The following is a 13528-nucleotide window of genomic DNA, read 5'->3' as shown; positions in this document are numbered from 1 at the left end:
CCAGCAATGCTGGCTAATATCAAAACTGATTAGGAGATGAACACCTTGAATAAACGACCTTGGCTAGCCACAATGATCGGACTATTGGTGGTAACAACAATTGCTGTATTAGGTCTTGCCCGACCCCACGGTTTAAAAAGCGCTCCCTTAAAATCGGCCAACTTGACCACCTTCATGAGAACGACCAACCAAGCTGGTCAACATGATCGCATTCATCAAGTTCATGGCACCTCAATGAGGCAACTCCCCGCCAACACACGCTATATCCAGGTCTTGCCTAATCAGCGACGTCAGTGCATGACTGGCGTTGGTGGCGCGTTAACAGATAGCGCAGCCGCTGTATTGCGTCAAGCTACGCCGTCGCATCGTCGACAAATTTTACATGCTTATTTTAGTTCAACCGGTGCCCACTATACCAATGTTCGCTTAACGATCGGCTCCTGTGATTTTTCAACATTTAGTTACGATTATGAGTCCAAACAGTCAGATCCAAGCTTGCGTCATTTTTCAATGAAAGCAGAAAATCGCAATGTCCGGCCCATGCTACAACAGATTCAAGCGATTCAACCGCACCTAGCTTTATCAGCGGCCCCTTGGGCACCGCCTGCTTGGATGAAAGTGAGTCAACGTCGGGCCGGACAAAATTTTTTGGTCAATAATCAGCTAAAACCCGCGATGAAGACGGTTTATGCCGCGTATTTAGTCAAATATTTGCAAAATCAACGTGCTCATGGGATTAATATCGAGACACTATCGCTGCAAAACGAACTACAGGCGAGTTCAGCTTGGGAGTCAATGACCTGGTCTCCAGATCAGGCGGCATCCTTTATCACTCATGATCTTGGTCCCAAGTTGCGACAAGCCGGTTTACCTACCAGAATAATCGTATGGGATTATGTTCGCAGTGATCAGACTGAACCGGTAATGATGGGCTTTAATCAGTGGACGACGGCGTTTTATCGTCACCCAGGCGTGAAAAAATACGTTACCGGAATTGGCATCCATTGGTATGCCGCGAATCTTGACCCCCAGATGGCCTTGGGCAACTTATTCAAGCAGCCCGCCTGGGACGATAATTTTACCAATTTAACTACTTTTCATCGACAGGAACCAACGCAGCAGATTATGGCGACAGAAGCGACTCAAGAACGTGGCATTTGGCTACATAGCTGGACGCCTGCTGCCCGATACAGTTACGACATTATTAACGATTTCAATCATGACGTAACTGGTTATCTAGATTGGAATCTTGTTTTAAACGGCGCCGGTGGTCCAACCCATAAGGTCACTAATCCCTGCAGTGCACCGATTAATGTGTTGCATCCTGGCACTTCACATGAACGAGTCGTGATTAACCCCAGTTATTATATTTTAAAACGCGTCAGTCGCGATGTTCAACCAGGTACGGTGAGTGTCAAGAGCCGCAGTAATGTTACTGGCATTGATCAAACAGCAATTCAACAACCAGATCATAGCGTTCGGCTCCTGATCAATAACCGCCACCGCCACGTTGAGCAAATTACAGTTGTATCTGGTCATCAAGCCTACCAAGTTCGTTTGACACCACAGTCTTTTAATGCCATTAGTCTACCGGCCGTTGACCAACAAACGACGATTTCTACCCCACCAGCGTTAAAGACGGCCCCAGTGTTTAATGGTTTGAAACACGTATGGAGTCATTGGATTTTACCCCTACTGCCATTGTGGCAGGTCTGGTCACTCCCGCTGTAGAAGCACTGCGGTGAGGTTAAACATCAATCAAAAATCTCATATTTCATGCTCATGATTGGATGATCCCCGCTGCTTTCATGAACATGTGCGTCACCGTTGGGCCAACGAAAGTAAAACCTTGTTGCTTCATTTGTTTAGCAACTAAACTGGCAAATCGTGAATGCGTCAGCGTCGAATCGTCTGTTATTACTGGCATCAAGTTGACAAAGCCCCACATATAATCGGCAAATGTTGTGCCACTTTCTTGAATGGTTCGAATCGCCCTAGCATTTTGGATAACGGCGCGAATTTTTCGTGGATTCCGAATCATTTCTGGATCGGCAGAAATTCGTTCAATATCCGGCTCGTCTAAAGCAGCCACTTGTGGAATTTGCATACCAGCGAAATCTCGACGATACACCGGTAGCTTGCCTGCGGCTACTCGCCAACTAAGTCCGACTTGAAAGACGCCGACCGTCAGTAGTTCAAATAGTCGTTGATCGTCATGCGTGGGCTGACCAAAGTGTTCCTGATAATCTTCAACACCTACGTTAATGGTCATTTTCGTTCCCCTCAGCTAGTGACGCCAATCCGCATATTGACTCGATCGTTGCAAAAATGCTTGATCAAAAGGATCAGGGCCGATCCGCTCGCCGCGATCTAATTCTGCCAATTTGGTCATGTCTGCCGTCGTTAATGAAAAGCCTGCCAAATTAAGATTTTCAATTAACCGCTTTTCATGAACCGATTTAGGAATGATAACTACACCTCGTTGCAACTGCCATCGCAAAATTACTTGGGCCGGTGTCACTTGATGTTCGGTTGCCATACGTTGGATCACCGGATCTTGTAACTCATGACTCTTTCCCCCACCTAATGGACTCCAAGCTTCGTGGACAATCTGATTTATTTTTAAATAATCGTGCAATTCAGTTTGTTGAAAATATGGATGAGTTTCAATTTGATCGACCATTGGTGGCACATTGGCTGTGCTCATCAGGTGTTCAATATGAGCCGGTTCAAAGTTTGCCACGCCGATTGCCCGGATCTGCCCATCATGGTACAGATCTTCCATGGCCCGCCAAGCGCTTTCATAACCTGGTGCTGGCCAGTGAATAAGATATAGATCTAAATAGTCCAATCCCATTGTGGTTAACGTTGTTTGAAACTGTTGAATGGTTTCATCGTAGCCCCGGACATTGTTCCACAACTTTGAGGTAATGAATAGGTCGGCTCGCGGAAGATTGCTGGTACCAATCGCCTGTCCTACGGCCGCTTCATTGCCATAGTAGCTGGCCGTATCGATATGCCGATACCCGTTTTTTAAAGCAGTGGTTACTGTTTGGTAAGCTAATTTTTGATCGGTAACTTGGAAAACGCCGACGCCCAGTTGTGGCATCTTGACATCGTTGATTAATGAAACAGTTGTCGTCATTGGCTGCATCATTTTAACCTCCAGAAGTAAATATGACTGATAACCTCATTATGACCTGTCGGCTTGAGCATTTCAAACTGGACGGATTAGCAAATAATGATAGGAAGTCGCGTTCTTTTAGAGAACTCTCTAATCATTGGTTCTGATTGAAAAATCTCTGATAGGATATGAGTAAGCGGTTTCTAAAAAACATATTTGAGGGGTGTTCAAATGTCATTTAAACAACGCTTTACGCTTTTGTTGGCTACCATTACTGCCGGTCTAACCTTTGCGGTGGGAACATATCGGCCGCAGTCAATTTTAGCTAGTAGCAAACCTGTTACGATTTATCTCACACGCCATGGTGAGACAACCGCCAATGTAATGATGCGTGTTCAAGGCTGGAGTGATTTTCCATTAACTAAGAACGGCGTGAAGGTGGCAGACAACTTGGGACGTGGGTTAAAACATACTGATTTCAAGGCGGCTTATGCAGGTAATTTAACGCGCCAAACAGTTACTGCGCAAGAAGTATTACGATATTCTGGCAATAAAAAAGTTCATGTGACACAAAATAAGGATTTACGTGAAGGTGGCTATGGTAGCTTTGAAGGCGACCCCATTGCCGCGGATAATAATAAGATTGCCCAAGTCGATGGTTACCAGACTGGTGATGAATTTATGAAAAAAACGGGTAAAGATTACTGGAATAAACTGCAAGATGCTTATCACAAGCTAGATGTTGAAAATAGTCAACAGACTAAGCTAGCGGCTGCGGACCGTGCTGAAAGCGCAAAAGCAGTGCAACAGCGGATGACAACCGAGTTGAATCATATCGCTAAAACCACTGCTAAGAATGGTGGTGGTAACGTATTGGTTGTGAGTTCAGGCATGTCAATCAATGAATATTTATCGACGATGAGCTCAAAATATGATGGCAAACCATTGAAAAATGCCGCCGTGACTAAATTGATCTATAAACACGGTAAACTACAAGTTACTGGCCCGATTGGGACACTAAGCTATGTTAATCAAGGTGCCAAAATGAATCATTAGTTGCATTCAAATAATTACGACATTAAATGAAACCGTGCAAAATGTGTTGGTGTATCGATCTTAAGGTACCCCAACACATTTTTAATTTACGTCATTTTGATGGTCAAAGCTTAATTCACAATTACTAAAAATAGCAATCAAAGAGGTGAATTTATATGATAATTATGGTGATTTAGGTTTATATAATCATGTGAGGAGGTAATCAATGTGAAGCGCACCCCAGTCATTAATAGTCAGATTGCTAAGGCAATTGCTGAACTCGGATATACCGATTGGTTAGTCGTGGGTGATGCTGGATTGTCAATCCCAAAACAAGTTACTAAAATTGATGTCGCCATTGCTAGACAAGTCCCCACCTTTAGCGAAGTTTTGCAAAATGTTTTAACTGAGTTGTCTGTTGACCGTGTTTATGTCGCAGAAGAAATTAAAACGGCTAACCCAGATCAGTTAGACACGATTAAGCATTTATTGCCGACAATCCCGATTGTTTTTATTCCGCACGATGTGCTTAAGCAACGGCTTGGACAAGTATCGGCAGTCATTCGAACGGGAGAAATGACCCCCTTTTCCAACATTATCTTAGAAAGCGGCCCGTTTAATTAAGAGAGGAAGTTGATTGATATGAATATTTCATTTATTGGTATTGGCGATATGGGCAGTCAAATGGTGCCACACTTAGCTGAGGCTGGCCACACTGTGACAATCTGGGATCGAGATCCTGACAAAATGGCGGCAATTGAAAGTGATCGTATTGCCGTAGGAAGCTCCTTAGAAAATGTCGTTAAAGCTTCACAAGTGATCATTACCTCAGTTATGTCCGATGATGTCTTAGCATTACATCTTGGAAATGACCATACGCCAGGTATTATCAAATATTTGCAACCAGACAGTATTTTGATCGTCACCTCAACCCTTGATCCAGAAAAAATTTTCACCATTAACCAAGCAATGCCAACGACGACCAAATTATTAGATGTTCCAATGATTGGTGGAGTGCGATATGCTCGTGAAGCCCAGCTTAATTTAATTGCTGCTGGACCAACCAAGGCATTTGAAGTCGTTTCACCTATCTTAAGTTTGCTGGGAAATGTTAAATATACAGGCGCTTTAGGAAATGGCGCCAAGCTCAAATTGATTACTAATGTGGGAATTATGGCGGCCGAAGCCGGAATCCGTGAAACGCTGGATTTAGCCGACGCTTACGGAATTGACTATGAAACTGTACTTGATTTACTCCAAGTAGGTCCCTTAAAACCAGTAGTAATTCGTGCGTTAGATCAAACAAATCCGCGGCCGCTGAAAGATTCAGTGGCGGATGTGGATGAATTATTGGCAGCAACTGAATCCTTACTCAAATTACCGTTAGCAGAGGCCGCTCGTAATCGTCTACGAAAGGCAGTTAACGATGACCCTCAGGAAGCTCGTTTTATTGACATTACGACGACGGATACGAAATTACCTCAATTTAGACAATAATAATTTTAGCTGATAGATTAAATTTCGTAATAAAGCTGTTTTAAACTAAAAGCGCTTCAAAAAGGACCTTATCCGCTCAATGTGAGAGAATAAGGTCCTTTGCTTGAAAATAATCTAATAGCTTTATTTCAATTGATCCATCTGATCAATATCAATCATCCAAGCCAAAGCTAAGGCTTTTTCACCTAAATGAGCACCGACGACTGGGCCAAAATAACTCAAATCAAATGGCATTGACGGGAATTGCTTCGATAATTTATCCCGCCATGTTTGACCAGCAACAGGATCGTTCGCATGAATCACGATTCCTCGTAGTGGGTAATCAACCTGCGCTTGAGCTTCTGAAAAGAGCGTCTCTACGCGCGCCAAAGCCTTTTTAGTTGAGCGAACTTTTTCAAAGGCCACGATTTCATGTGTTTGATCATCAAAAGTTAACAATGGTTTGATTTTTAAAACGGAGCCAATAAAGGCCGAGGCGTTGGATAACCGACCACCACGGACGAGGTTTTGCAGATCATCGACAACAAAGTATTCCCCCATTGTTGCCCGAATTTTGTCTAGTTGGTGAATAATTTCATCAGGGTCAGCCCCGGATTGTACCATGCGGGCTGCGGCAAGAACCAAATAGCCCATCAGGCGAACCGTAATTTGTGAATCATACGGAATCACATGAATCCGATCTGCGACTTCAGCAGCGACGCCCTGTAAGGAACCAACAAATCCTGAAATTGTACTAGCCAAGTGAATACTGATGACCGTGTCATATCCTTCATCGGCTAAATGATTATACAACTCAATCATTGAGCCTAACGGGGGTTGCGATGTACTAGGAAATGATTTAGATTCTCGTAGTAATTGGTAAAACCCTTCCGTGGAAATATCAACGCCTTCGTTGAAAGTCTTCCCATCTACAACAAACGGAATGGGAATGACATGTATGTTGTTATCTTCAATTTCAGTTTGGGACAGATAACAAGTACTATCTGTAACCACGGCAATCTTCATAACGTCGTCGACCTTCTTTTTCGAAAAGTATTCGTCAATTCTACCACACCTAAAAAATAGTAACTACCGTTGCTCACCCTTTTGTGTGGTCAGGAGCCAAAGACAAACCAGATCAATTAAAAACAGAAGTGACAGCGAGCCCGCCCCCATCTGTGAACGACCAACGAGTTGCGCAATGAAAAATATGCGTCAAGCCGTCTAAAGTCGTGATATGTTTAAAAAATCGGCAACACCGCAGCCACTACGATGTTACCGTAACCAGAGTTGGTTCAGTCATAAAAAAATCCAGCTGCACTCTGGCTTTATAAATGCGATTGATTTAGTCATTTTATGGAAACCGCTCATGCCTAGTATGCCGTAAACAAAGAGTCCCCCGCCTTAGGGGTTAGCGGTTGGTGTTATTAACGATGCCATGATGCCTAAGACCACATTCCAGCGACAATCGTTGTATGTGACGATGTGACGGTACGTTAACGTCGGGTAAATCCTACTGACTTTTTTGACATACGTGCCGGTAGCAACTAATTGAGTCAGCTGTGGCAATTCATGCAAATGGTCTCGTAAATCAGCGGCCCCCATGGCGTCTAAGGGGATGACGACCAATCGCCGTGTCCTCGCACTTCTCCGTCCATAAAGAAATGGTCAAAACTTTACTCAATTTGAGATAAACGAGACAGGCTCGTTTCTAAGCGATTAAGCAAGATTTGAAGCAAATTTTTTTCCTCGTCTGTCCATTTGTCAAACACTTGCTCAGTCAGTTTCTCAGCGGCTGTGTTGATCGCAGTCAAAGCTGCATTACCAGCTGGTGTAACTGAGTAAATCAGTTGGCGATGATCACGACCAGTCGCTTCTTTGTCAATCATTTCTTTGTTACCTAAACTCTTAAGTTGACGACTAAGCGTTGAGGTATCGAGTTCGGTGGCGGAAGCGAGCTGCTCTTGAGTTGTATAACCTTGATCTAGGTTAGCTAATAACTGCCATTCAGCGATGGTTAGTTGCTGCATTTTGGTAATCGCCAATAATTGAGTCCGATGAATTTTTTCACTATCTTGGAGCGCTGACAAGCTTGGTTTCATGTGGTCACCTGCAATCATAATATTTTCTTAATCTGTATTGCATTATACAATAACAAAATTGCATTTTACAAGTGACGGTTAACAATTCTTTGTTTTGCGTTGCTATTTATCGACGCCTATAATGGTTATCATTGAGTTATATACGAACGTCTTAAAAGGAGATATAGGCATGTCATTTGATGGCACTTTTACACATGCAATGGTCCATGAACTGAGTAAGCAATTAACTGGCGGCAGGGTCGCCAAAATCTCACAGCCCTACCCAAATGAAGTAATGCTAACTGTTCGTAGCCAATCGAAAAATTATCCATTACTACTATCCGCCCATCCTAGTTATGCCCGCATTCAAATCACTGAAATTCCTTATGCTAATCCAGCAACCCCAACCAATTTCACGATGATGTTACGTAAGTATCTGGATGGCGCGATTTTGGCTGAATTGGTTCAAGTGGATAATGATCGAATTGTCCGCTTGAACTTCAATACACGTAATGAATTAGGCGACCGTCAACGGATCAGCTTAGTTCTTGAAATGATGGGACGGCATAGTAATCTCTTTTTGTTAGACCTTGGTGATCAGCGAATTTTAGATCTGATTAAGCATGTCAATCCCGATCAAAATCGAGTACGACCATTGCTACCGGGCGCAACTTATCAAGCACCGCCTGCACAAAATATGATTAATCCTTTTGTCAGTGCTACCAATATCGAAGCCTTAGTTCATGATTTCCCAGCAGCTGAAGTATTGGCTAAACAACTACAGATGACCTTTCAAGGCTTAGCACATGACACAGCATTATTATTAGCACGAGCGTTGCACAACAATTCGCAATCGGTCGGGGAAAATTTTCATGCTTTCTTTAGTCAATTTGATCAACCCGTTCCGACCTTGACGGAAAACGCTGCGGGGAAAACAGCTTTCAGTGCGATTGCAATTCATGATTCCACTGTCCGTTCGCAGACATTTCCCAGTTTGAGTCAATTGTTAGACTTTTTTTATCAAGATCGAGCTGAGCGAGAACGGGTTAATGAACAGGCAGGAAATTTAATTCATATTGTTCGCAATGAGTTGAAGAAAAATCGAACAAAATTGAAAAAATTACAAGAAACATTGGCTGAATCGGATCACGCTGATGAATATCGAATTAAAGGTGAGTTATTAACGACTTATCTGGGACAGGTTACCCGTGGCATGAAAGAAATTGAATTACCCAACTTTTATGATGATAACCATCCCTTAAAAATCACTCTTTCAAATCAGATTGGACCTTCGCAAAATGCTCAAAAATATTTTAATCGCTATCAGAAATTGAAGAATGCCGTTGCCTACGTGAATGAACAATTGGCAAAAACTGAAGCCGAAATCAACTATCTAGCAAACATTCAGGCCCAAATTGAATTAGCTAATCCTAAGGATATTAACGAAATTCGCCTTGAATTGCAGCAACAAGGCTACATTCGGTTACCTAAGACTAAGAGTCGCAAGAAACCGCGGTTGCAGATTAGCCAACCGGAACAATTTCATGCTAGCGATGGCACCTTGATTTCAGTGGGTAAAAACAATCTGCAAAATGATAAGTTAACCCTCCACACGGCCAACAAAAATGACATTTGGCTTCATGTCAAGAACCTGCCCGGCTCTCACGTCATCATCCATCAGGCCAACCCTCAGGAACAGACACTGACCGAAGCTGCTTTGTTAGCCGCTTACTTTTCTAAAGCCCGCGCTTCGGCGAGTGTGCCAGTAGACTACGTGCCCGTCAAAAAGATCCGAAAACCCAATGGTGCCAAACCTGGATTTGTCATCTATGAGGGACAACGAACCCTATTTGTCACCCCAGACGAACACATCGTTGATCAACTTAGAGGTTAACAGATTTTTTTCATCTGTTTAAGAAGTAGAGCTAAGCTAACCGTTTTACTAATGGTCTAGATTAGGTTGGCGTAGCTCGACAAAAAGCAGGTCCAAAATTGCGCAAAGTTTGCGTTTGGACCTGCTTTTTATTAGATTCATTTAGGTATGGGTGTCCTTTTTAATTCACTGATTAATTCACTGAGAGACTCCCTAAACTTCATTGATTCTGATTTTAACGAAATCAAGTCATGTGTAACTCGCCTGGAAAAGCGATGACGAGTTTAGCCCCTAGTCTAAATTGTGGACTAGTAAGTGGTAGACTGGGACGCCAGCGCATATCAATATCAGTCGGTAAATCAGTCATTGAAATGTCCCCAGCCGTGAGTGTTTTGAATGCTCCTTGACTCAAGTGCGTGCGGTCAGCACTGGTGGTTTTATTAATCAATGCGCGGACTAATAAGCGAATCCAATTGATTCCCGTCCCTTTGTTTAATAAGGCTAATTCAGTAAACGGCAATGCTGTGGTAATCATACGCGAGTGACCACTAAATGCTGAGAACAAGGTACTATAGAAACCCGAATGCCGCATTGCGCCTGGCTCGGCCGCAATACCAGGAATACCTTGTGGTTGGGCCTTAAGTGTGTGAATTGGCTGATCGTAAGCTAATTGACCGACTTCTTGCGGATCATTGACACCAATTTTATTCGAATGATAGACAACTCGAGATAAGAAGTGTGCCCCATCCTGAACCGGATTGAGAGCCTTATCTTTATTGATCACGCCAACATTTTCATGATGTAAGCGCAAAGCGCCAATCAACTTTAGCCGGTTGCCAGGAACAAAGATCCACTGAGGTCGTTCTAATTCAACTAATGTCATGATGTCGGAAATTTCTTGTGGTTCGAGATACTGCTTGTCCGCTAACTGTGGGATAAGACTAATTGCATTCGGATTATTATTAACCACAATTGTTTTAATTCCTTGCTGGTGCAATTCACTTATAACCGTGCTCATAACATAGTCGCCAGCCGCACCATCTCCTAATCGAAAGGGTCCAGTCGTTACAACAAGTGCCGATTGGTCTGATAAGGGTGAACTTTCGTTTTCTAACTCATAGGTCGAATAAAACGCTGGCACTGCTTCAGAAAACTCACCGGCTGTTGGCTCAACAGTCTTAAAGGTTGCTTGAATTCCAGCTGCTTGAGCCGCGTTCATAATCGCATCAGTATGCGTGTGCCACAACTGCGCGATCAGACCATCACTAAATCCGTAATACTTGGCCTGAGCTAACCAATGGTTATCATGAGGATGAGCGGCGACGTCAATTTCTAGTTCATAAATATGGCGCAACTTATTAAAATAAAATTCATTAATCTGAGTCAACTCAGCCAACTCATCAGACTGATAACCACGACGAATGGCTTCTAATAAAAGCATGATCCGATTGTCCAGGGGATGAATCAGTTGCTGGATTAAATCATTATCTGACAGTTTTGCTAAGGCGTCAAAAGCAAAATCACGATCGTGATAATGTGCGCCACGCATTGCCTTGATTAAAGCTTCTTCCACAGAACGTCCGATGCCAAGGGTCGTGCCAACTGATTTTTGCACCGTCGTTAATTGACGATCCACGCTAACCCCATGGCGTTCCGCTTCATCAAAAGCAAAAATCGGAAACCGCACCACAATATGGTCCAAAACTGGCTCAATTAAAGCCGTCCGTTTAGCAAATCCGGTAGGTAACTTCACCTCCGGTAATGGCACCCCAGTCATAACATTGGCGGCAACTTGCGCAATTGGATAACCACTAGCCCTTGCTAGTAGGGCTGAAACGCGATCATAGTACGGATTGACCTTCATGATGAAGTAACGATCAGCCCCTGGATCGAGCGCAAATTGAACATGAAGAACGCCGACAATATGCAACTGACGGGCGACACGGAAAGCAGCCTGCCGTAACTTTTGATACTCGCGATCGGTCAGTGTTTGAATGGGCGTCAGCTCGATGGAATCGGCTGCATGAATGCCAACCGGATCCATATCCTCAGTAGCGCCAAGTAATAATTCTGTGCCGCGAATATCGCGCATTATTTCAAATGACACTTCTTTTAGTCCGACAATACTTTGATCAATAATGACTTGTTTCGTTCGTGATCGGTCAAAAGCAGCCGTTAAGGCGCCATCAAGCTGATCTGCCGTCTCAGCGAGAACACGATCCCCTTCACCTTTAGGAGCGACTGATTTAACAATTACTGGAAATCCGACCTGTCGCGCGAAATCAAAAGCAGCCGAGGTATCACTGGCCACCTGCGATTGAATAACTGGTTCACCGAGATCGCGTAATGCTTGATTCATCAAAGAAGGATTATTAATGAGCCGTACAGTGGTTAAGGGCGTGCCCAGTACATTAATCTGTTTGTCATCCAAATAGTCATGGGCAATTAATTCCTCCACCGTTCGCATGGCGGTTAAACCACCCACAGTGACCAACAAGGTGGTGATGTTTTCACTCTCAATCACTTGCCGAACCACCGCTGGATCACTTGGATCACCCGCAATTACCGTGGCGCCACACGCATTATCCATCGAAAATGAATAAGGATTGTTATTCAAATAGACCGCATCAAGACCGCGTCGTTTGAGAACAAGTAAAGTCTGATACGTGGCTGCGTCAAGCTCACTTTCATGACCGAACCCATTGGGGCCGTCGCCTAAAATAAGAATTCGTTGATGGGTATTTGTTTTGATTTCGGCAGTGCGCGCGGCTTCATTAAATGCTGTTTGCTGTGCGCTGGTTTGTGATGTATCTGTCTGCGTGGATTCTGTCATTAGAATCGATCACCTCGAATTCCAGTTAACTCAATGAAGTCATCAAAGACTTGCGTAGTCTCCCATGGCCCCGGCGCAGCATCTGGGAAAAATTGGACTGAGAATGCGGGATAATCTCGATGCCGCAATCCTTGAATTGAACCATCAATCAGGTCAATATGCGTAATCAACAATTGGTTTCGATCGATACTTTCCCGATCAACCCCAAATTCCTCTGCCTGGGCCGCATACATAATTTGATTAGTGATGATTTCGCGAATAGGATGGTTCATGCCCTGATGCGCAACAGGTAACCGCATAATTTCCGCATCATTAGCTAAAGCAAATAATTCATGACCAAGTCCAATTCCTAACAATGGGACCCGCGTTTGTAATTGTTGAATCGTAGTCAAAATGTCAGTTGACAAATCTCGTGGATCGCCAGGACCGCTCGATAGCACCACCCCATCCGGATCCAAATTAAGAATATCCTCAGCGCTACTGGTAAATGGAACGACGGTCACGTTAGCAGAGCGGACAGCGAGTTCTCTTAAAATACCACTCTTTAAACCAAAATCGATCACAACAATATTGTGTCCCATGCCCGGATTAGCATACGGACGAGGTGTAGCGACCTGAGCGACCTGCTGATTAGTCAGCACTGTCGCATTAAGTTGATCAAAGGCGTGCTCGTCTGCCACGTCTACAATACTGGCATTAAGTCCAGGATTACGACGAAGTTTTCGGACCAGCTGGCGCGTATCAATCCCCGAAATACCAGGGATATTATGCACGCGTAAAAATTGATCCAAACTTAGCGATCGCTGGCGATTAGTTGAAACATTAGCAACTTCCCTTACAATAACCCCTTTAGTCGTCGGTAAGATCGATTCATAACTTTCGTGGTTAACTCCCACGGCGCCGATTGTTGGTGTCGTAAAGACAATGATTTGATTATGATAAATTGGATCGGTCAGCAATTCTTGGTAACCAGTAACACTCGTGTTAAAAACAATGTTGCCACTAGTTGTTGCAGGTGAACCGAAAGCCTGACCCTTATAAGCGGTACCGTCTGAGAGAATTAAGTAGCGTTCTGCCATCTTCTCAGTCCTTTCTCACCTTGCTTA

General features: G+C 43.8%; 12 protein-coding genes. 5 read left to right on the top strand and 7 right to left on the bottom strand.

Annotation, left to right across the window (positions count from 1 at the left end):
* The first annotated feature begins 45 nt into the window (after window positions 1-45).
* Window positions 46-1731, top strand: coding sequence for a glycoside hydrolase family 30 protein (locus ACKTR2_RS01690; protein WP_407882300.1), 1686 nt, complete (start codon window positions 46-48; stop codon window positions 1729-1731).
* A gap of 49 nt (window positions 1732-1780) precedes the next feature.
* Here ACKTR2_RS01690 and ACKTR2_RS01685 read toward each other — a convergent pair whose 3' ends face one another.
* Both ACKTR2_RS01685 and ACKTR2_RS01680 read right to left on the bottom strand, forming a co-directional pair.
* Complete coding sequence (locus tag ACKTR2_RS01685) at window positions 1781-2272, bottom strand: DNA-3-methyladenine glycosylase I (RefSeq protein WP_407882299.1); 492 nt, start codon at window positions 2270-2272, stop codon at window positions 1781-1783.
* Window positions 2273-2287: 15 nt separating this feature from the next.
* The gene (locus ACKTR2_RS01680; RefSeq protein WP_407882298.1) at window positions 2288-3157 is read right to left on the bottom strand and encodes an aldo/keto reductase; all 870 of its coding nucleotides are present in this window, start codon (window positions 3155-3157) and stop codon (window positions 2288-2290) included.
* A gap of 198 nt (window positions 3158-3355) precedes the next feature.
* On the opposite strand from ACKTR2_RS01680, the gene ACKTR2_RS01675 reads away from it, so the two are divergent.
* The 3 genes from ACKTR2_RS01675 to ACKTR2_RS01665 all read left to right on the top strand — a co-directional run bounded on the left by ACKTR2_RS01675 (window position 3356) and on the right by ACKTR2_RS01665 (window position 5656).
* Window positions 3356-4180 carry a histidine phosphatase family protein gene (locus ACKTR2_RS01675; protein ID WP_407882297.1) on the top strand — a complete coding sequence of 275 codons (825 nt, stop codon included), beginning with the start codon at window positions 3356-3358 and terminating at the stop codon, window positions 4178-4180.
* Window positions 4181-4387: 207 nt separating this feature from the next.
* On the top strand, window positions 4388-4783 hold the full coding sequence (gene rbsD, locus ACKTR2_RS01670) for a D-ribose pyranase (RefSeq protein ID WP_407882296.1): 396 nt from the start codon (window positions 4388-4390) through the stop codon (window positions 4781-4783).
* Between the two features lie 18 nt (window positions 4784-4801).
* Window positions 4802-5656, top strand: coding sequence for an NAD(P)-dependent oxidoreductase (locus ACKTR2_RS01665; RefSeq protein WP_407882295.1), 855 nt, complete (start codon window positions 4802-4804; stop codon window positions 5654-5656).
* 123 nt (window positions 5657-5779) lie between these two features.
* Here ACKTR2_RS01665 and ACKTR2_RS01660 read toward each other — a convergent pair whose 3' ends face one another.
* From ACKTR2_RS01660 to ACKTR2_RS01650, 3 genes are all read right to left on the bottom strand, one after another.
* Window positions 5780-6661, bottom strand: coding sequence for a DegV family protein (locus tag ACKTR2_RS01660; protein ID WP_407882294.1), 882 nt, complete (start codon window positions 6659-6661; stop codon window positions 5780-5782).
* Window positions 6662-7039: 378 nt separating this feature from the next.
* The gene (locus tag ACKTR2_RS01655; protein WP_407882293.1) at window positions 7040-7264 is read right to left on the bottom strand and encodes an alkaline phosphatase family protein; all 225 of its coding nucleotides are present in this window, start codon (window positions 7262-7264) and stop codon (window positions 7040-7042) included.
* 47 nt (window positions 7265-7311) lie between these two features.
* Window positions 7312-7737 (bottom strand): MarR family winged helix-turn-helix transcriptional regulator, encoded by a 426-nt coding sequence (locus tag ACKTR2_RS01650; RefSeq protein WP_407882292.1) that lies wholly within the window; start codon window positions 7735-7737, stop codon window positions 7312-7314.
* A gap of 169 nt (window positions 7738-7906) precedes the next feature.
* On the opposite strand from ACKTR2_RS01650, the gene ACKTR2_RS01645 reads away from it, so the two are divergent.
* Window positions 7907-9610: an NFACT RNA binding domain-containing protein gene (locus tag ACKTR2_RS01645; RefSeq protein WP_407882291.1), complete on the top strand. Its 1704-nt coding sequence runs from the start codon at window positions 7907-7909 to the stop codon at window positions 9608-9610.
* 223 nt (window positions 9611-9833) lie between these two features.
* On the opposite strand, the gene ACKTR2_RS01640 is transcribed toward ACKTR2_RS01645, so the two are convergent.
* Both ACKTR2_RS01640 and ACKTR2_RS01635 read right to left on the bottom strand, forming a co-directional pair.
* Window positions 9834-12422, bottom strand: coding sequence for a carbamoyl phosphate synthase preATP-grasp domain-containing protein (locus ACKTR2_RS01640; RefSeq protein ID WP_407882290.1), 2589 nt, complete (start codon window positions 12420-12422; stop codon window positions 9834-9836).
* Window positions 12422-13501 carry a carbamoyl phosphate synthase small subunit gene (locus ACKTR2_RS01635; RefSeq protein ID WP_407882289.1) on the bottom strand — a complete coding sequence of 360 codons (1080 nt, stop codon included), beginning with the start codon at window positions 13499-13501 and terminating at the stop codon, window positions 12422-12424. The genes ACKTR2_RS01640 and ACKTR2_RS01635 overlap by 1 nt, the downstream gene beginning before the upstream one ends.
* Between the last annotated feature and the right edge of the window lie 27 nt (window positions 13502-13528).

It is taken from the genome of Furfurilactobacillus curtus, assembly GCF_045862785.1.
Lineage (GTDB): Bacteria > Bacillota > Bacilli > Lactobacillales > Lactobacillaceae > Furfurilactobacillus > Furfurilactobacillus curtus.
This window is presented reverse-complemented; position numbering and strand designations above follow the sequence as displayed.